14 protein-coding genes are annotated in these 19,132 nt (G+C 62.3%); 8 read left to right on the forward strand and 6 right to left on the reverse strand.

What is annotated here, in order from left to right:
• The first annotated feature begins 144 nt into the window (after window positions 1-144).
• The 4 genes from QEZ49_RS04965 to rsmA all read left to right on the forward strand — a co-directional run bounded on the left by QEZ49_RS04965 (window position 145) and on the right by rsmA (window position 4,917).
• A complete protein-coding gene (locus QEZ49_RS04965; RefSeq protein WP_280384758.1) occupies window positions 145-1,350 on the forward strand; it encodes an alpha/beta fold hydrolase in 1,206 nt (401 codons plus the stop codon).
• 414 nt (window positions 1,351-1,764) lie between these two features.
• Window positions 1,765-2,871: a SurA N-terminal domain-containing protein gene (locus tag QEZ49_RS04970; protein WP_280384759.1), complete on the forward strand. Its 1,107-nt coding sequence runs from the start codon at window positions 1,765-1,767 to the stop codon at window positions 2,869-2,871.
• Window positions 2,871-3,947 (forward strand): 4-hydroxythreonine-4-phosphate dehydrogenase PdxA, encoded by a 1,077-nt coding sequence (gene pdxA / locus QEZ49_RS04975; protein WP_280384760.1) that lies wholly within the window; start codon window positions 2,871-2,873, stop codon window positions 3,945-3,947. Before QEZ49_RS04970 ends, pdxA begins: the two co-directional genes overlap by 1 nt.
• Before the next feature lie 106 nt (window positions 3,948-4,053).
• Window positions 4,054-4,917 carry a 16S rRNA (adenine(1518)-N(6)/adenine(1519)-N(6))-dimethyltransferase RsmA gene (gene rsmA, locus QEZ49_RS04980; protein ID WP_280385086.1) on the forward strand — a complete coding sequence of 288 codons (864 nt, stop codon included), beginning with the start codon at window positions 4,054-4,056 and terminating at the stop codon, window positions 4,915-4,917.
• A gap of 22 nt (window positions 4,918-4,939) precedes the next feature.
• On the opposite strand, the gene QEZ49_RS04985 is transcribed toward rsmA, so the two are convergent.
• The 4 genes from QEZ49_RS04985 to lptF form a co-directional block, all read right to left on the reverse strand.
• Window positions 4,940-5,467 (reverse strand): YqhA family protein, encoded by a 528-nt coding sequence (locus tag QEZ49_RS04985; RefSeq protein WP_280384761.1) that lies wholly within the window; start codon window positions 5,465-5,467, stop codon window positions 4,940-4,942.
• A 539-nt stretch (window positions 5,468-6,006) separates the two neighbouring features.
• On the reverse strand, window positions 6,007-8,442 hold the full coding sequence (locus QEZ49_RS04990) for an LPS-assembly protein LptD (RefSeq protein ID WP_280384762.1): 2,436 nt from the start codon (window positions 8,440-8,442) through the stop codon (window positions 6,007-6,009).
• A gap of 3 nt (window positions 8,443-8,445) precedes the next feature.
• On the reverse strand, window positions 8,446-9,549 hold the full coding sequence (lptG, locus tag QEZ49_RS04995; RefSeq protein WP_280384763.1) for an LPS export ABC transporter permease LptG: 1,104 nt from the start codon (window positions 9,547-9,549) through the stop codon (window positions 8,446-8,448).
• The gene (lptF, locus tag QEZ49_RS05000; protein WP_280384764.1) at window positions 9,546-10,757 is read right to left on the reverse strand and encodes an LPS export ABC transporter permease LptF; all 1,212 of its coding nucleotides are present in this window, start codon (window positions 10,755-10,757) and stop codon (window positions 9,546-9,548) included. The genes lptG and lptF overlap by 4 nt, the downstream gene beginning before the upstream one ends.
• A 410-nt stretch (window positions 10,758-11,167) precedes the next feature.
• On the opposite strand from lptF, the gene QEZ49_RS05005 reads away from it, so the two are divergent.
• Window positions 11,168-12,721, forward strand: a complete 1,554-nt coding sequence (locus QEZ49_RS05005) for a leucyl aminopeptidase (protein WP_280384765.1) — start codon at window positions 11,168-11,170, stop codon at window positions 12,719-12,721.
• A gap of 122 nt (window positions 12,722-12,843) precedes the next feature.
• On the opposite strand, the gene QEZ49_RS05010 is transcribed toward QEZ49_RS05005, so the two are convergent.
• Window positions 12,844-13,440 (reverse strand): 2-hydroxychromene-2-carboxylate isomerase, encoded by a 597-nt coding sequence (locus QEZ49_RS05010; protein WP_280384766.1) that lies wholly within the window; start codon window positions 13,438-13,440, stop codon window positions 12,844-12,846.
• Window positions 13,441-13,895: 455 nt separating this feature from the next.
• On the opposite strand from QEZ49_RS05010, the gene QEZ49_RS05015 reads away from it, so the two are divergent.
• Entirely contained in the window at window positions 13,896-15,548 is a 1,653-nt protein-coding gene (locus QEZ49_RS05015) for a DEAD/DEAH box helicase (protein WP_348534791.1), read from the forward strand.
• A 203-nt stretch (window positions 15,549-15,751) separates the two neighbouring features.
• Window positions 15,752-17,188, forward strand: coding sequence for an APC family permease (locus tag QEZ49_RS05020; protein WP_280384768.1), 1,437 nt, complete (start codon window positions 15,752-15,754; stop codon window positions 17,186-17,188).
• Between the two features lie 98 nt (window positions 17,189-17,286).
• Here QEZ49_RS05020 and mazG read toward each other — a convergent pair whose 3' ends face one another.
• Window positions 17,287-18,144, reverse strand: a complete 858-nt coding sequence (gene mazG / locus QEZ49_RS05025) for a nucleoside triphosphate pyrophosphohydrolase (RefSeq protein ID WP_280384769.1) — start codon at window positions 18,142-18,144, stop codon at window positions 17,287-17,289.
• Between the two features lie 219 nt (window positions 18,145-18,363).
• Between mazG and QEZ49_RS05030 the strand changes: the two genes are divergently transcribed.
• Window positions 18,364-19,119, forward strand: a complete 756-nt coding sequence (locus tag QEZ49_RS05030; protein ID WP_280384770.1) for a hypothetical protein — start codon at window positions 18,364-18,366, stop codon at window positions 19,117-19,119.
• The last annotated feature ends 13 nt before the right edge of the window (window positions 19,120-19,132 follow it).

Raw genomic sequence — 19,132 nt, forward strand, 5'->3', positions numbered from 1 at the left:
TCGCCACCGTTTGCAGTGCGCATCAGCGGTCATGAAAAGCATTCAGTATGCCTGCTCCGGTGACGACTGGCACACCGGACGGATCGTTGGTGCCAGCGTACTAGCCTGCCGGAACATCAGCCTGCGGATAGCCACATGATGCCCATGCCGTCATTGCTTCGCACTTTGATCCGCAAGGGCGCCGGCGCCGTCTTGATGACGTTGCTGGCGCTGCAGGTGCTACCGCAGCAGGCGGCGCAGGCCGCCGCGCCTCACCTGCGCAAGATATCCGATGCAGAGTTGAAACGCGCCAAGCCAGGCGATGTGTTTCACATCTATCCGCAGATCGGCGGCGCCCCCGAAAATGCCAAGGCATTTCGCATCATCTATCGCTCGACCGGAGCGGCGGGTGAACCGATCGCGGTTTCAGGCACGGTGATTTATCCGAACGCACCGGCCCCGGCCGGGCGGCGGGATGTCATCGCCTGGGCCCATTACACGACCGGCGTTTCATCCCGCTGCGCGCCGACGCTGCTGCCGAACCTTTCCGGCACCATCCCGGGACTGGAGACGATGCTGGACCGGGGCTATGTCGTCGTTGCCACCGACTACGAAGGGCTGGGGGTTGCCGGGGTGCATGCCTATCTGGTCGGCAACAGCGAGGCGCAGGCGGTGCTGGATTCGGTGCGTGCAGCCCGTCACCTGAGCGGCGCACACGCAAGCCGACGCTTCGCCGTGTGGGGCCATTCGCAAGGTGGTCACGCGGCATTGTTCAGCGGCGAGCTGGCGCCCAGCTACGCGCCGGAGCTGCAACTCGTCGGCATTGCCGCGGCGGCGCCCGCTACCAACCTCGTCGATCTGTTCCGCTCCCAGAAGAACACGATCACCGGCGACAGCCTGATCGCCATGGCGTTGCTGTCATGGTCGCGCACCTACAACATACCGCTGGACAAGCTGCTGATGCGGGGCGTGCGCGAGCGCTTTGAACAGGTGGCGGAAAACTGCATCCAGTCAATTTCGCAGATGCTGCAGACGCTGAAACTGGCTCAGCCGCTGAAGCAGAATTTTCTCAAGGTCGACCCGGTAGAGATGCCGGAGTGGCGCGCGCTGATGGAGCGCAATTCGCCCGGCCATGGCGCCATCAAGGTACCGGTGTTCATTTCGCAGGGTACGGGCGACCGGACCGTGAACTGGGGGCTGACCACGCGGTACGCCAAAGCGCTGTGCGCCCGGGGAACACCAGTGACCAGCAAGATACTCAAGGGCGTGAGCCACAGCTTTATCGCTGAAAAAACCGCCTACGCGGCCGTGCAATGGATGGATCGCCGATCTGCCGGCAAGCCCGTCGAAAACGACTGCCCGCGCCATTGATTAACGGCGGCTTCTTGGGGGCATGTGAAGCGCGTAGCGGCGGCGACCGATTTTCGCCCCAGTCAAGCTTCGCGGCAGGCTTGGTCCGGATTTGGCACAGGCTTTTGTTGCCCTTGGTGGCCCCTGTGCCGGGCCTCGGAGCAGGCGTTGGGCCGCCACGGCAGCGCCAATGTTTGTATCAATATAATGGGTGTGTTACCGCCTTGAGCCTCGAATTTATGCTCAGAACGATCCTGGGGCCTTGAAGCTCCGCCGGGATGGTTGCGATCACGGGGCGGCTGAAATCCAATCCGGCTTTTCGCATCCGGCGGACATCACCCTGACCCTGCAAACTGGAACACGAGACGCATGCCCAAGATCCACAGCCTCCAGCCGCAACATTCCACGGATGGGCAAGCCGCGCGGAAATCGGCCGTGCGCTTCACGCTTTCCGGTCTGGCGCTGGCCCTGACTGCGTCGGCCATGCTGGTTGCGCCCGTTGCCATGGCCAAGGGCGATGATCGCCCGGTGCAATCGATCGTTGCACTCGTCAACGACGAACCGATCACCGGCTATGAGGTTGAGCAGCGTGTGGCGCTGGCCATGCTGGGCGCGCCTGAGGTTCAGAAGAAGCTGCAGGCGAAGCTCAAATCATCGTCGATGAACGAGCAGTTCAAGGCCTTCGCGATAAAACGACTGCAGGCCAACCCGCCCAAAAGCGAGGAAGAACAGCAGGCCCGCGTGCGCCAGCTCCAGGGCGAATTCGTTGAAAGCCTCAAGCGCCAGGTCGAGCGTGAATATCGGCCGTCCGCCCGCCAGGCCGCCATCGATGAACTCATCGAGGAGCGCCTGAAGTTGCAGGAGGCCAAGAAGCTTGCGATCGTTACATCGGATGACGATGTGAATCGCATTCTTGCCGGCATGGCCGAGCGCAACAAGATGACCATCGATCAGTTCGGCGACCATGTGGCCAAGATGGGCTCCAACATCACTGTGATGCGCGAGCGTATTCGCGCCTCGCTGTCATGGTCGGATGTGATCCGCCGCAAGTTCGGCCATCAGATCACCGTCACCAGCCGGGAAGTCGACCGGATGGTGGCGACGACGGAAGGTCAGGACGATGTCGAGCTGCGCATCCACCGCATTCTGCTGACAGTGCCGGCCAACGACCAGAAACGGCTTGCCCAGCGGCTGGGCGAAGCGGAAACTCTGCGGGCGCGCTTCACCGACTGCAAGAGCATGGAAACGATGGCCCGCGGTATTCCCGGCACACGCTTCGACAGTCTGGGTGATCGCCGTCCGAGCAGTTTGCCGGAGCCGACGCGCAGCCTACTGCTGAATGCCCATGAGGGTGAGTTGCTGCCCGCAACCATCGGCGAGGGCGGGGTTGAGCTTTGGGCGGTTTGCGGGCGCAAGGTTATCAAAGCTTCCGAGACCAAGCGCGAGACGGCACAGAACGAACTGCGCCAGAAGGAATTTGAAATTCTCTCGCGCAAGCATCTCAAGGATCTGCGCACCGACGCACACATAGAGTTCCGCTGATGGCAACGGCGACTGGCAGTATCGGACACGAGCAGGCGCGGCCGGAGACTAAATCGCGGCGGCCGCTTGCCGTATCGATGGGTGATCCGGCCGGTATCGGACCCGAGATCACACTGCGCGCCTGGGCCGACCGCAGCGAATGTGGGCTGGCGCCGTTCGCGGTATTTGGCGATGCGGAAACATTCACCGAGCGCGCGCGCCATTTGGCGCTGAACGTGCCGGTGCAGGCAATTTCTTCCTTGCAGGACGCAGCAAGCGTGTTTGCCAAGGCGCTGCCCGTGATGCATCGGCCGCTGCCGGTACGCGCCCGGCCCGGCGTGCCCGATGGCGCCAACGCCGCCGCGATCGTCAGTGCCATCGGCGCTGCAACCGATGCCGTGCTGCGGGGCGAGGCCACGGCCGTCGTTACCAATCCGATCGCCAAGCACGTGGTGAAAAGCGCTGATTTTCCGTTTCCGGGCCACACGGAGTTTCTGGCCGCGCTGGCTGAACGCTACAAGGGACGGCACTTCCGACCGGTGATGATGCTGGCGTCAAAGCAGCTCCGCGTGGTGCCGCTTACCGTGCATTGTGCATTGGCCGAGGTGCCGAAGATGATCACCCGGCCGCTGATTTTTGAAACCGTGCGCATCACCTACAACGCACTAAAGCGCGATTTCGGCATTGCCACGCCGCGCATCGCCATCGCGGGGCTGAACCCCCATGCGGGCGAGGAGGGCACGATGGGGCGCGAGGAAATCGACATCATCGGCCCCGCCATCGCTGATCTGCGCGCCGAAGGACTGCTGGTTACGGGACCCCATTCGGCCGACACGCTTTTCCATGCCGCCGCGCGGCGCAGCTATGATGCGGTGATCGCGATGTATCACGATCAAGCGCTGATCCCGCTCAAGACCATCGGCTTCGATGAGGGTGTCAACGTCACCCTGGGTCTGCCGTTTGTGCGTACATCTCCGGATCACGGCACGGCGTTCGACATCGCAGCGGCGGGACGCGCTTCCGCGACAAGCCTTATCGAAGCGATGCGCATGGCCTCCACCATCGCTGCGGAGCGGGCGGCCACCACACCGCAATGAGAAATCCTCTCCGCTCCATCCGCATATCATTCTCGACCAACGCCGGGCGACCACGCGCATGACAACCGATCCGCGCAACACAGATACGCCGGGCAACGGTGCGCAGATGGCGTCCGATGGCTTGCCGCCGCTGCGCGACATCATCAAGACGTTCGAACTGCGGGCGAAGAAAAGCCTGGGCCAGAACTTCATCCTCGATCTCAACCTCACGCGACGCATCGCCCGCGCGGCGGGGCCGCTGGAAGGGCGCACGGTCGTTGAGGTCGGGCCGGGGCCGGGCGGCCTGACGCGTGCGCTGTTCATGGAAGGCGCTGAGCGCGTCATCGCAGTGGAGCGCGATGAGCGCACGCGCGGTGCGCTGGATATGATTGCAGCGCGCTATCCCGAGCGGCTCAAGATCCATTTCGGCGATGCGCTGGAGGCCAACTGGCCGTCACTGCTGGGCGCACAAACGGGCCGGGCGATCATCGTTGCCAATCTGCCCTACGGCGTTGCTACGCTGCTGCTGACCGGCTGGCTTTCCGCCGAGCCATGGCCGCCGTGGTACAGCCGCATGGTGCTGATGTTCCAGAAAGAGGTGGCCGAGCGCATCGTGGCCCAGCCGGGTTGCAAGGCCTATGGCCGCGTTTCGGTGTTGGCGCAGTGGCGCGCTTCGGCGCGGATCGTGCTCAACCTGCCGCCAGAAGCCTTTACGCCGCCGCCCAAGGTGGCATCGGCCGTCGTGGATCTTATTCCGCATGCCGACCCGTCGCCGCCGTGCAATCCGAAGATTCTGGCGCAGGTGACGGCGGCTGCGTTCGGTCAGCGCCGCAAGATGCTGCGCGCCAGCCTGAAGCAACTTCAGGCCGAACCGGAAGCATTGCTGGAAGCGGCTGGTATTGCCGGCAACCTGCGGGCTGAAGACCTGTCGGTGAAGGACTTTGCGCGGCTGGCGATGGTGTATGAACGCGCTTTTCTGCGCCGGGCCTGATGCGCGGCGGCGCGCCGTTACTTCAAGCCTCGTCTCGCTTGCCGGATGCAGCATCTCCGGCCGTTCTGTCGTCCGCCGTTGAAGCCCCGTGGCCGGTGAACAGCCGCAGCGAGGCCGCCAGCAGCAGAATCGAGATCGGCTTTACCAGCGTCTCCCAACCCATGGCGCTGCCCTTCTCGGCCCAGTCGGTTGCGAAATCGACGACAAGGTAGACGATGATGACGCTGATGAGTGTCATCTTCAACTCGTCCATCCCGGTAGGGCGCATCCAGGACGGCAGTTTCAACCGTTCGGCGCCGGAGTAGAACACGAAGCCGAAGGCTATCGCGTACGAGAAAATGACCAGCACGATGCCGAACAGATAAGTGTCGGTCGCTCCCATCACCATCGCGGTGACGATCTTCGGTTCTTCGCCCTTCAACAGATCTATCGCAGCGCCGATCATCTGCAGGCTGGCCTGCAGAAACATGATGATGGCGCCGACCGCTGTGCCGATGGCGGCGATCAGCAGCACGAAGCGCAACGAAACCAGATAGCGCAATAGCGGCATTGGGCGAGAACCTGCTAGCTGACATTGGCAACACGAAGCCCGTCTGCGTTCCGAATGCGGAGCGGCCGGCCTGAAGTGCTTGGGGAAATCGGAACCGGTATTCCGGAAGCACTCTGGCACAGCGCCGGTTACGATTGCCTGAGCAGGGAAGGTCTGCCCGGATGGCGCCCAAGCCCATTGGGCTGCTGCATGCCGATGGCAGGATCATTCGATGCAGGATGATGGTCTGGCTGCCGCAGCGGCCATAGCGCTGGCAACCCACGCGCGGCCGGGAGCGTCGACCTGCCGGCCTCGGAGGGGAGCAGAGCGATTGTCCACCGGCTTGCCTGCAAAAGCGGCTTCAACGGCTGTGCAGCGGCGAACCCCTTTTTCGGCGGTGAAGCTGTAGCCCGCGGGCGCTTTGCTTAGCCTTGAATTGATCGCACGGGCTAAGTCACAGCTTTCCAAGCAGCCACATTCAATAGCAGCGATGGACTGGCGGGGAGAGTTCCCCGACCAAACAGGATGGCACAGTTGATGCAACTCACACCCAACCGGCGTTACTGCTGCTTGCCGTAATTGCCGCTGAGGGCATCGGTTGAGTATCCGAACTCGCCAAGATGCTTGAGTTCAAACCGCAGCATGAGCGTCTGACCGTCGACCAGATTGGGGTTGTGATAGTAGTTGTCGGTGTAGGTCGCGGTGAGCACGAAGCATTCGTCGGCGTACTGCACCTGGAACATGTCCGAGGCAAGCTGGTCGGCGTCGAGATCGTAACGCATCGCAGCCGCGACGCTCCAGCGGTCGGTGAGGCGCAGGTTGAGGCTGGCGTAAATGTCTTCCTGCGAAGCAACGATGCCATTGGTCGGATCGGTGTTCAGGTAGGAGTAGATGGCGTTGGCGACGAGCGGGCCAAGCGAAACCTGCGCTCCGGCGTTCTGGCTGGCCAGTGCAAAGCCTTCCTGATCGAACCGCGACTGCGAGATGAGCTGCAGGAACGACCACGGCGCAACGTAGGCACCCAGCACGTAGTCGGACCGCGAGGTTTCCAGACCGCTGTACGGCGTGAAGGTCGGATCGCCGGAAGCGTCAACGCCGGGCTTGGCATACGGATTGAAGCCGGCAAGCTGATAGCTCTGACCGGCGAGGATGCGCGCGTATCCGCCCTCGTTGGCCTGGAACGTATACTGGACGCCGACGTTGGCGCGCGTGCCGGTTTCGATGCGGTCATAGCCGGAGAACTTTGACAGCTCGAACAGATTGGTATCGTCGAAGACAAGGCTCATGGCGTCTTCGTTCGGCAGGTTGTCCTGCTCAATGTAGGCTTGGCGCGCGATGATCTGACCAATCGGCTCGATGACGTGCGAACCACGGCCTGAATTCGCAACCCACGGATAGGCGACGGTAACACCACCGGCCGCGAGGCCACGGGCCACCGATGTGTCATTCACGCCGTTGGGAGCCTGCGGATCGACATAATTGCTGAGCTGATAGAGATCGCCGCGCAGGTGCGCGAACGGCGTGTAGGTGATGCCGATTGCGTCTGTCATCCGGCGCCGCCAGTTCACCTCAGTGACCACGCGGTTCATCTGCTCGTTGCCGTAGATGTTAGGGAATACGGCATTGGTCTGGTCGCTGGAGAATGCCAGTGCGTTGGTATTCCACGTCAGCTCGCCGCCGAGGACAGGATCGGCGAACACATAGTTGTAGTCGAGGATCGGGTACGCGAACGACTGCGCGCCGGTTTGCGGCGTCGTGGCATACTGCAGGCTGTTGAACTGGTAGGCCGCGAGGCTGAAGTAGTTACGGTCACCGATGCCCTGCAGGAACACGCTGTTGACGCGATCCGTCAGCAGCATGTTGTCGAGTTTGTAGAAGCGGCGGAATTCATCATCGCTCTCAACGGTGACATCCCAGCCGAATTTCCACCAGCTCGACAGCGAGAACAGGCCGCGCGTTTCGAGGCTGCCGCGCCAGCCGTTGTACTGCTCGCGATCGACGATGGCGGACGGCAGATCGGCCCAGTCCTGATCGATGCCCGCACCACGGATGAAGTACTGGCCGTTTTCGGTGCGGTGGCGCCATTCACCCTGCCAGAGCACGCCCTGACGGCTGGAATACATCGGGTAGAAGGTGAAGTCGTAATTCGGCGCAAGCGCGAAGTAATAAGGGATCGTCGTCGTGTAACCGAGCGTGGTCGAGCTGCCCGGCTGCGGCATCAGGAAGCCGGACTTGCGCTTCACCGACGGGTCGGCGTGCTCGAAATAGGGCATGTAAAGGATCGGCACGCCGAACAGTTCGAAGCGCGCGTCCTGATAGCTGATGGTGGCGGCGGCCTGATCGTGGGTGACGGTGGCGGCGCTCAGACACCACAGTGGCGGCATTCCACCTTCCGATTTACACGGCGTGAAACGGCCGTTGGTGAAAACGGTGGTGTTGCCGCCCTTGCGGGTGGCGCGCTCGGCGGCGATGCGGGTGTCATCAGCAGCGACAATTGAGAGCTGCGAGACGAAGCCATCGCGGAAATCATCGGTCAGGGTCAGACGGTCGGAGCGCACGACGTTGCCGTTGGGCTCCTTCAGAATCACGTTGCCCATTGCGGTCAGCGTGTTCGCCGACTGATCGTAGATCACCTGGTCAGCGGTGAGGGTGTAGTTGTTGTAATAGATTTCGACGTTGCCGCGCGCGATCACGCGGTTGCCGCCGTTGTCATAGATCAGCTCGTCGCCCTGCAGATAAAGCGGCTGCGACTTGTCGAGATTGCGCGACGGCCCAACCAGGCTCTGTTTCGGGAACGAGCTCTGTTTCTGGACATCGGGTGCAAGCGTAGACGGATCTTGGGCGTAGGCTCGGGAAAGTAACGCGTCAGGGGCAACGAACAGCGGGGCAAGCAACACAGCGAGCACAGCCAGACGCACCCCGCCAGCAACCTTACGGTGCCAACAGGTGACGCGTGACGATCCGCAACCCTCATGCGGTGCCCGCGTATCACGCATCACTCAGCCATCCTCCTGGTGCAGCAGTACTGAAGCCGAGACAATAATCACTAGGACCACGGGCAACCAGATGGCGGCCCAAGGGGGCGCCAAGCCAGCAACACCGATTTGTCGGGAGACTTCCATCAGAAGAAAGAAGCCGAACCCCCCCACCAGTCCTGTGATGACCATAGTCTGGATGCCGCCACCGCGGAATGACCGCAACGACACAGTGGCCGCTAAAAGGACCATTGCTGCGCATAAGAATGGCCTTGACAGCAGCGCCTCATATTGGACCTCAAGCCGGCTGGCGGAAAGCTTCGCTTTTTCAGCCACTTCGATCAGCGCCGGCAGCTCCCAGAACGACACCGACAACAGCGTGCCCAGCGCATCGCTTACACGCTCCGGTGTAAGGTATGTGGACACAAGGTAGATATCGAATTTTTCTGGCTCGCGCCCAAGGCGAACCACCCACGCTTCCTTCACCTCCCAGTAGCCTTCGTGCAGGTCAGCGCTCTTGCCATCGACTCGTTCGACGAAGCGTCCATCGCCGTCGAACACGAACACCGACACCCCGAGCAGGGACAGGCCGCGGTTCTTGGCTATGGCGGCGCTCATCACCGATTGCCCATCGGCGCCGTTCTGGCGCAACCACGATGAGCCCGAGCGGGAGCGGAGAAGATTCGTTTCGCGACCGAAGACTTCGGCGAACAGATCCTCCGACAGATCGCGGCCGGCGGCGGCCAACGGATTGAACACCGTCACCGTGAGCGCGCCGACGATGAAGGCCACCAGAATGCCCGGCCGCAGAAACTGCCAGACGGACATGCCGCCGGCCCGCATGACGGTCAATTCGCTGGAACGACTGAGATTGAGCAGCGCCATGATGGCGCCGACCAGAACCGCAAACGGAATGAGGATCTCAACGTAGGCCGGCAACCGCAGCAGCGCGATGCCCACCAGCATATAGAGCGGGACGTCGCCGCCCTTGCCCGACTGGCGCAAAAGCTCAACGAAATCTATGAGGTAGATGAGGATGGAGCACAGCAGCATCGTCGCCAGGATGCCCATCAGGAATTTGCCGGCGATATAGCGTCCAAGGGTGCGGGTTCGAAATACGCCGATCATGCGCCACCGTCAGGCAGCGGCCGCGCTCGCCCCACAAGCCGCCGGATGTTTCCGGTCAACCAGGCGAAGCCGTCGGCAAGCGGATCCAGCAGAATGCCCGGGAAACGGGAGGCGGACAGCCGGCGGCGATTGCGCTCCATGATAAAGAGGGAGCCGGCAATGCCGATGGCGGGCAGACCGTACATCAGCGGGATTGCCGCCGCCGTGATCACCACCACGTTGTTGACCGCAAGCCCCCCTAGCCGCAACGCCGCCGCGATAACGAAGGCGATGGCAACCTGCTGGGCACGGTTCTGGCGCGTCGAGTGTGCCTGACCGACTGCGGCGAGGGCGATGAACACAAACGCGATGGGGTAGAACGGGTTAGAGAATCGCTCATGCAACTCGGCGCGAAACTGGCCGGGAGATTTCAAATAGGCGGCGCTGTCCGGTTTGGGGTTCAGCAGCTCGGTCAGATAGCGTTCGCGCGGCTTCAGATCGCCGTCATCGTTGAATTTCTTTTCGAACTGATCGAGATCGACGGCGTATTTGTCGAACACGATCACCTGTGCGGGCTCATCCTTGTCGGTGCGCCGGATGATGTGCCCCTTGTTCATGAACAGGTAGTTCGACGGCTTGCGCTCGACGATGACGCCTTGCTCGGCCAGATACGACTGATGCAGTGCGGGATCGCGCGTGTCATGCACGATCAGGCCCTGCAGCTCGCCGTCGGGCGTGCGCTCGCGAATGTGAAAGGTGAGACCCTGTTCCGGGCTGGTGAAGGCGCCGGGCTGAATCACCTGGGTCAGGATGTTGGCACGCACTTCGACAACGTAGTCGCGCAGCATGCGCAGGCTCCATGGCATGCCGAAGTGATTGACGACCGAAACGCCGATGCCGACCAGCAGCGCCAGCAGCAGCAGTGGCCGCCCCGCGCGCCAGATCGTTGCGCCGGATGCCGTCAGCACGATCAGCTCCGAATCGCCATTGAGACGGTTGAGCGTGTGGATCGATGCAATGAGCAGTGAGAACGGCGCGATGACGGCCATCAGGTTGGGCAGCGCCAGCGTGGTCATCTTGACGAGCGTAAGCACATCCTGACCCTGGCTGGTCACGACATTGAGCTGCCGCAGCGCCAATGCAACCCATACAATGCTGGACAGCGACAGCAGAATGATGAGCAGCGCGGAACCGGCCTGCCGAAAGACATACCTTTCGAAAATCGTCATCGTGACCGAGTGTTGGCTGATGGCAGCGCTGCAATTCGAGCGAAACGGCGCCGTGCCCGCTCGCCCATCCCTTCGGCTTCGTTTCACCCCAGCATGGCGGAAATTCGGCCCTGACCAAAGGGCTAGGCCATTGCGCCAGACAAGGCGAGGACAGGATAGACGCAATCCCCGCATTTCTCGGAACAAAAACCGAACAGGCGCCTTCCACACGCGGGCTTGATCGCATGATAGCTGCCCGCTCGCTTGCAAGCGCGGGCCTGAGGCGCTAGCTCGGAATGATCACGACGTACCGGACTTCCCGCCAATCGCTCCCCCTAGGCCCTGATCCGCGATTTCTCGCGGCCGTTTTGGACCTCGATGTCTCCGCGACGCGGGTGGTCACACCTGAACCCACAGGGAGCCCCACCTCGATGTCCACGCGCCCCGAAATCGTTTTCGAATCCCTTTCAGCAGACCTTGAACCAACTGTCGTTGTTCTAGCCGGCGACGGCGCGTCCCTGTCGACCCGAGGCAAGGAGCTGGACCAGCGCGCAGCTGGCGTGTTCCTCAAGGCTGCCGACGCAGCTCAGTTCAAAGGCCGGCGCAAGGCGACCGTTGAAGTGCTGGCGCCCGCAAAGCTGGGCAGCGTGAAACGGGTTCTGTTGCTGGGTACCGGCAAGGCCGGCGACATGAAAGAGAATGACTGGATCCTGCTAGGTGGTTCAGCCGCCGGTGCGATCGGCGCCCGCAAGACCGCAAGCGCGAGCATCATTGCCGAAGCGCCCGAAGGCGCAGGCATCAAGAGCGATGCCCTGGCGGCGCTGCTGGCCTTCGGTGCCAGCCTGCGCAACTACGAATTCAGCAAGTACATCACCAAGAAGTCTTCCGATGACGATGCCGCGAATGGCAATGGCAACGGCGCTGAAGCGGACGGTCTGCAGAAGCTGGTGGTCCATTGCGCCAACCCCGACAAGGCGCGCGCTGCCTACGCCCATTATGCGGCGCTGGCCAACGGCATTGTGACTGCGCGCGATCTCGTCAACGAACCCGCCAACGCGCTGGGTCCGGTTGAGTTCGCCGATCGCGTCAAGGCGCTGGAAGCTTCCGGTCTTGAAGTCGAAATTCTCGATGACGATCAGATTACCGAGCTGAAGATGGGCGCGCTGCTTGCGGTGGCGCAGGGCAGTGTGCGTCCGGCACGCGTCGCCATCATGCAGTGGAATGGCGCCAAGTCGAAGCGCACCAAGCCGGTTTGTTTCGTTGGCAAGGGCGTGGTGTTCGACACCGGTGGCATTTCCATCAAGCCGGCCGGCGGCATGGAAGACATGAAGGGCGACATGGGCGGTGCGGCTGCCGTTGTCGGCACCATGCAGGCGCTGGCCGAACGCAAGGCCAACGTGAACGCCATCGGCATCATCGGCCTCGTCGAAAACATGCCTTCGGGCACGGCGACACGCCCCGGCGACATCGTGCGCGCGCACTCCGGCCACACGGTTGAGGTGCTCAACACCGACGCTGAAGGCCGTCTCGTGCTGGCCGATCTCATCTCCTATGTGCAGGAGCGCTTCAAGCCGCGCCTGATGATCGACCTGGCAACGCTGACCGGCGCCATCATGGTTGCGCTGGGCAAGGAATACGCCGGCCTCTTTGCTTCCGACGACAAGCTGGCCGCTGACCTGCTCGAAGCATCCGCAGAAACCGGCGAGAAGCTGTGGCGGATGCCGCTCGATAAAGCCTACGACAAGATGCTTGAATCGAAGAATTGCGACATCAAGAACATCGGCGGCCGTTATGCCGGTTCGTGCACCGCCGCCGCCTTCATCAAGTACTTCGTCGACAAGGACATCCCCTGGGCCCACATCGATCTCGCGGGCACCGCCATGGATGCGCCGAAGAACGAAATCAGCCCGAGTTGGGGCGCTGGCTGGGGCGTGCGTCTGCTCGACCGGTTCGTCGCCGACAACTACGAAAAGAATGAGAAGTAATCGCGGGGCCTTGCGGCTCCGGTGAGCATCAAACGCGCCGTGCAGTGACTGCGCGGCGCGTTTTTGTTTCCGGCCCGTGCACGTCTCTGTATATCAGTGCGGGCCTTGCCTGCTGTGCGCCGCTACAACTTTTGTGCCCACGCGAGTGCCTGCTCAAGACGGTCATCGCCCCAGAACAGCTCGCCATCCTCCGTGGTGAAACTTGGCGCGCCAAAGATGCCACGGGCCTGCGCTTCTTCCGTCGTCAATCTAAGCTGATCTTTGGCGGCATGCAGTCCCGCCGCGGCGAAGGCTGCTTCGCTGTCGACGCCGATATCCGCCAGCAACGACGCCATAATATCGGCATCCGATATATCTTTGCCGTCGGCGAACTGGGCCTGGAACACGGCTCTGGTGAACGGTGCACACCAGCCCTCAGCGCGCCCGGCAGTGGCCATGCGCGCAGCATGCAGACCATTGGCGGGGAAGGGGTCCGGCATCTGGAATCGCAAACCCCGCTCAGCGGCAATGCGCTCGATATCGCGCACCATGTAACGCCCCTTGGCCGGGAACAGGTTGAACGGCGATGACGTCCACCCCTGCGCCTTGAAAATCGGCCCGAGCAGGAACGGCTTCCATTCAACCTCGACGCCTGCGCGCTGAGCTGCTGCATCGATACGCATCGCCGTGAGATACGAATAGGTGGATGCAAACTCGTACCAGAATGCGATCTTGCCCATTGGTCCTCCCCGATCCAGCAGCGCGAAGGCGATCCGCCCGACCAACGCGACCTGTAATGGTTTGCGCCTGATTAACCGCAGCTCACGCCGAGCGCGGCCAGCCATCAGCATGGGCTATGCAGCAGCTTTAGGCCCCGCGTCACGTCATCGCCATCGCCAACCGTTTCTTGCAATCGCCGGGTCTGCGTGCCATATGGCAGCCATCGTAGGGGATGCTCCCCTGCGGCCATCGGTGCTCCAGCCGCGTGAACGGACGATTATTCAAGGCCCTCGGCGCAACTGCCGTCGGCGGTACTTTCGTCCTCCTGTAGAGCGCCTCTGACTTCTCCTGAAATTCGATAGCCCAGGCCACGCGGGGCTTTCTTGGTACCGCTGCATTTGCGCGGCCGAAGCCCGTGCGCGTTCATTCGCGCACCGGGGAACCCGCGCGTTGGCCTCCTATGAAAGATAATATTTTGACTACGCAAAACACTGAAACCACGACGCCAGCTTTCTCGGAGCTTGGCCTCAATCCTGTGCTGCTGAAGGCACTGGATGCTGAAGGCTATGTGCGTCCGACACCTATCCAATCGCAGGCGATTCCCGGCGTCATGGCCGGCCGCGACCTGATGGGCATTGCCCAGACCGGCACCGGCAAGACGGCGGCGTTCGCACTACCCATCCTGCACCGTTTGCTGGAGCAGCCCCGCGCGCCTCAGCGTGGCGGTGCCCGTGCGCTCATCCTGTCGCCGACGCGCGAACTGGCTACGCAGATCGCCGACAGTTTCCGCGCCTACGGCAAGCATACCGGTCTCACCGTTACGGTGATGTTCGGCGGCATGCCGATTCGTCCGCAGGTCTCCGCAATGTCCAAGGGTGTCGACATTCTCGTCGCCACGCCGGGCCGTCTGCTTGACCATGTCGATCAGCGCACCGTCAACCTTTCCGGCACCGAGATTCTCGTGCTGGACGAGGCCGACCAGATGCTCGACATGGGCTTCATCGCGCCGATCCGCAAAATTCTGTCGAAGCTGTCCCAGCGCCGTCAGAGCCTGTTCTTCTCGGCCACCATGCCGCGAGAGATCAACGCGCTGGCCAGCGAGATGCTGACCGATCCGCTGCGCGTTGCTGTGGCAGCCGTTTCCAAAACGGCCGATCGCGTTGCGCAGAGCGTCATCCACGTTGAACAGCAGAAGAAGCAGTCGCTGCTTGCCGAGCTGTTCCGCGACGAGAACATGAAGCGCACGATTGTGTTCACCCGCACCAAGCGCGGCGCTGACCGTGTGGCACGCCATCTGGAAACGGCTGGCGTTCAGGTTGCGGCCATTCACGGCAACAAGAGCCAGCGCCAGCGTGAAGTTGCACTGGAGCAGTTCCGCAAGGGCCGCATCCGGGCGCTGATCGCAACCGACATCGCCGCTCGCGGTATCGACATCGACGAAGTTTCTCACGTCGTGAACTACGAGCTGCCGAACATTCCGGAAAGCTACGTGCACCGCATCGGCCGCACGGCGCGTGCCGGGGCGGAAGGCATCGCGATTTCGCTGTGTGCCGGCGACGAGCGCGCATATCTGCGTGACATCGAAAAGCTGACACGGCAGCAGATTCCGGCAACCGACCGCACGGGCGATACAACGCTTGAGTCCGTCAGCGTTTCGGCTGCTGCCCGCCGTGGTGGCGATCGCAATCAACCGCGTAACGGCGGCCGCCGTGGCGATGGCGACCGCAACGGTAGCCGCGATGGTTCGGGTGCACGCAAGCCCCAGCGCCATGGCGCCAGCGGAGCAGCAAACGGCAACGGTTCGCCAGCGCGTCCGCAGAAGCCGAGAGGCGAAGCTGTCGCTGTGCGTGGCGAACGCCAGGGTGATGACCGCCGTCGGGCTTCGAACGGTGGCAATAACGGTGCTGGCGGCGCAGGCCGTCGCCAGGAAAATCGCGGCTCCGGCAACGGTCGTCGCGCGGAAGGCTTCGGCAATCCGGATGCAAGGCCTGCCCGTAACGACGGCGGTCCGTCGCGCCGCAGCGGAGCGGCACGCCCGTCCGGCAACCGGCAGGGCGGTCGCGGTCAGAACGGCCGCAGCATGGAAGGCCGTGGCTCCGACCGCAGCGGATCAAGCGCACGCCATTGAACGCTTAGATCACTGATCGCAAGATCGGGCGCGTTCGCCATCGGCTAAAGTGCTTCCGGAAAAGTTGGAACCGGTTTTCCGACAAGAAGATTGAAGCGCCGCTCTCCATCAGGGGAGCGGCGCTTCTGCGTTTCTACACCCGCGCGGGTTGCCTCACTGCTGCCGAGCGTCCAAACTTCCCCGTGCAGAACGGGGGAGGGCGTATGCAACAGAACCAGGCCAACACGGATCAGCCGCAACAGGCTTCATCGGGCAAATCATCCGAGGAGCCTTCGCTCGTCCGCGTGATGGGCCCATGGCTGCTGTTGCTGTTCATTGTCGGTGATGTGCTTGGCACCGGCATCTATGCGCTCACCGGCAAGGTTGCGAACCATGTCGGCGGCGCAGTGTGGCTGCCGTTCCTGACCGCCTTCGTCGTCGCGCTGCTGACGGCATTCAGCTATCTCGAACTCGTCACCAAATATCCGCGCGCTGCAGGCGCTGCGCTCTATGTGCACCGTGCATTCGGCGTGCACTTCCTCACCTTCATCGTCACGTTTGCGGTCATGAGTTCCGGCATCACGTCGGCAGCCACAGCGTCGCGCGCGTTTGCGGCCAACCTTGTCGATTCAGTAGGGCTAAGCTTCAGCGACGGCGCAGGCATCACGCTGATCGGCCTTGCTTTCATGACGCTGATCGCAATCGTGAACTTTCGCGGTGTTGGCGAAAGCGTGAAGCTGAATGTGCTGCTGACGTGCATCGAACTCACCGGCCTGCTGATCATCATCACTATCGGGTTCTGGGCGATAGCGGGCGGCACCGGCGACATCTCACGCGCATTCACGTTCAAGACTGACGTTGACGGCGGCATCATGTGGGCGGTGATCGGCGGCACGACGCTGGCGTTCTTCGCGATGGTGGGCTTCGAAGATTCCGTCAACATGGCCGAAGAAACCAAGGATCCCAGTCGCATCTTCCCGAAGGTGCTGCTGGCCGGACTGTTAATCACCGGCGTGATTTACGTGCTCGTTTCCATATCCGCCGTCGCCATCGTGCCCCCCAACGAACTGGGTGAGGGCGAAACGCCATTGCTGAAAGTGGTGGAGCGCGGCGCACCCGGATTTCCGGTCGGCATTTTCGGCTTCATCACCATGTTTGCCGTCGCGAACAGCGCGCTGATCAACATGCTGATGGCGAGCCGGCTGATCTACGGCATGAGCCGCGAACATGTGCTGCCGCCGTTGTTCGGACGCGTGCACGCCGGTCGCCGCACGCCCTACATCGCAATTCTATTCACCACGCTGCTGGCGTGCGGGCTGATCACGTTTGTCGGCGAAGTGCCTGCACTCGGCGGCACTACAGCGCTACTGCTGCTGGCTGTGTTCGCCATTGTGAACGTTGCTGTGCTGGTGTTGCGTTCCGATACCGTCGAGCACAAGCATTTTCGCACGCCCACCTTCGTTGCTGTGTTGGGCGTCCTGAGCTGCGGTTTTCTGGTCGGGCCGTGGACCGGGCGCGATCCGCAACAATACGTGATTGCGGCGGTGTTGCTGGCGATCGGCGCGGCACTGTGGGTGGTGACGATGCTCATCAATCGCGTAACGGGCGAGCATGTGCAGGGGCCTGACCTCAATGGTGAGGAAACCCGTTCGGACAGTTGAACCGCCCCCTATGTGGCACCATACAACTCGCGACGGCCGTTGATGCACACAAGCGCTGCCAACAGTGGCGGCGTAATGCTGGCGGGATCGCAGCAGCCTTAATCGCCCGAGGCTAATGCTGATGACACCTTTTCCGCAGCCTTCGCTTCGTTCCAAAGCTCATCCATCTCAGCGAGCGTCAGATCCGCAGGCTCGGAGCCGCGCTTGGCCAACTCGTCCTCGATGAAACGGAAGCGCCGCGTGAACTTCTCGTTGGCGGCGCGCAATGCGGTTTCCGGATCGATCTTCAGGTGGCGCGCGACGTTCGCCATCACAAACATCAGGTCGCCGAATTCCTCTTCAACGTGCGCATCGGCGGTCTTGCAGTCATCCCGGCGCGGATCGGCTTCGCCATCGCATGACGCCGCAGCCATCGCCGCTTCAAGCTCCGCGATCTCCTCGTGCACCTTGGCGAACACCGGCTCCAGCGACGGCCAGTCGAAGCCTACGCGCGCGGCCTTGTTCTGCAGCTTGATGGCGCGGGTGAGGGCAGGCAGACCCAGCGGCACGTTGTCGAGCGTGCGCTTGGGCGCTGAACCTTTCTCCTTCGCCTTCATCTGTTCCCAGAAGCCCGACTGCGCACCCGCCGCGCGCTCCGCCTCGGAGCCGAACACATGCGGGTGGCGGCGGATCATCTTCTCGGTGCTGGCTTGCACCACATCGCCGAACGAAAATGCGCCTTGCTCCTCCGCCATGCGAGAATGATAGACAACCTGAAACAGCAGGTCGCCAAGCTCATCCTTGAGGTCGTTGAGGTCAGCGCGCGCGATGGCATCGGCCACCTCATAGCCTTCCTCGATGGTGTAGGGCGCGATGGTCTCGAATGTCTGCTCCTGATCCCAGGGGCAGCCGGTGACCGGATCGCGCAAGGCCGCCATGATCTCAATCAGGCGTGTGATGTCTCTGGATGGCTTCATGGCGTTTGCTGATCTGATGATGCTGGCTGGAATTCTTCATAGAACGACCGCATCGCTGCGCGCATGTCAAATAGAGGCGCCACACACGGTATGACGGCGAACAGCGAGCAGCGCCCACGCGCAAATCGGGTTTCCAGTTTCGTTGAAGCCATCTAGCATTCGGATTGAAGCCAGTCGGGCCTGTCTGTCGGCCGGGCGAGAACGTCGGACAGTTCGTGAATGGTCATTCTGCGCATTCTCACCAACGCCGTCATCATGGTCGCCGAGGCGGCCGCCGTTGTCGGCATCGCCGCGTTCGCGATCCGGTATCCGTTCATTTTCGCTGGCGTCACCGCCGCCATCAGCCTGCTGTTCGGCATGTGGCTGGAAGTTGCGCGGCTGCGCTATGAATATGGCTTCTATTTCGGCTCCACAGTGCCACGCAGCGCATTCCTCACGGCCGGCGTTGGCTTCATCGAGGCAGCGTTCAAGGCGCTGCTGACGGGCGTTGCCTGCCTGCTGACGTTTTCGGGCACAGATAGCGGGCGCCTGTTCTGGGTCGCGGTGGTTTTCGGCGCCTGCATCTACGTCGGCGCCAGCGTGCTGCGGCTCATATCCATCAAGGCCGATGGCAACACGCTGCGGTGGGGCTATTTTCGCTTGGCAACGGTCCTCGGGCTGTTGTTCTCGATGGGTGTGACGGCGGCCAGCGTGCTCGGATTGCTGCCGCACGTTGATGCCTCAAAACTCGGCTGGCAGATCCTGGTGGAGACGCCGGAACGCCCCAGCGTGGCGCAGATCAGCGAGTTGCTGTTCCAGATCAAGGCAACATTCGATCAGTTCGTACTGCACGGCCTCAGTCAGGTGATGTCGGTGGACTGGGCGCGGGTTGTCGCCATCGTCATCAGCGTCAACATGCTGTCCGGATTCGTCAGCGCGCTTTACGCGGCGCTCATCGCCACGGCGGTGCGCAAGGCCGAAGACACCCTCCTTTGATGGGAGCTATGGC

The organism is Hyphomicrobium sp. D-2 (genome assembly GCF_029872155.1).
Classification (GTDB): Bacteria; Pseudomonadota; Alphaproteobacteria; order Rhizobiales; family Hyphomicrobiaceae; genus Hyphomicrobium_A.

Bases quoted from the DNA above. Each gene is read 5' to 3' on its own strand.
- QEZ49_RS04965 (WP_280384758.1), top strand. From the start codon at position 145: ATGCCGTCATTGCTTCGCACTTTGATCCGCAAGGGCGCCGGCGCCGTC.
- QEZ49_RS05020 (WP_280384768.1), top strand. From the start codon at position 15,752: ATGCAACAGAACCAGGCCAACACGGATCAGCCGCAACAGGCTTCATCG.
- QEZ49_RS05010 (WP_280384766.1), bottom strand. From the start codon at position 13,440: ATGGGCAAGATCGCATTCTGGTACGAGTTTGCATCCACCTATTCGTAT.
- QEZ49_RS04985 (WP_280384761.1), bottom strand. From the start codon at position 5,467: ATGCCGCTATTGCGCTATCTGGTTTCGTTGCGCTTCGTGCTGCTGATC.
- QEZ49_RS04990 (WP_280384762.1), bottom strand. From the start codon at position 8,442: ATGCGTGATACGCGGGCACCGCATGAGGGTTGCGGATCGTCACGCGTC.
- lptF (WP_280384764.1), bottom strand. From the start codon at position 10,757: ATGACGATTTTCGAAAGGTATGTCTTTCGGCAGGCCGGTTCCGCGCTG.
- QEZ49_RS05030 (WP_280384770.1), top strand. From the start codon at position 18,364: ATGGTCATTCTGCGCATTCTCACCAACGCCGTCATCATGGTCGCCGAG.
- rsmA (WP_280385086.1), top strand. From the start codon at position 4,054: ATGGCGTCCGATGGCTTGCCGCCGCTGCGCGACATCATCAAGACGTTC.
- mazG (WP_280384769.1), bottom strand. From the start codon at position 18,144: ATGAAGCCATCCAGAGACATCACACGCCTGATTGAGATCATGGCGGCC.
- lptG (WP_280384763.1), bottom strand. From the start codon at position 9,549: ATGATCGGCGTATTTCGAACCCGCACCCTTGGACGCTATATCGCCGGC.
- pdxA (WP_280384760.1), top strand. From the start codon at position 2,871: ATGGCAACGGCGACTGGCAGTATCGGACACGAGCAGGCGCGGCCGGAG.
- QEZ49_RS05005 (WP_280384765.1), top strand. From the start codon at position 11,168: ATGTCCACGCGCCCCGAAATCGTTTTCGAATCCCTTTCAGCAGACCTT.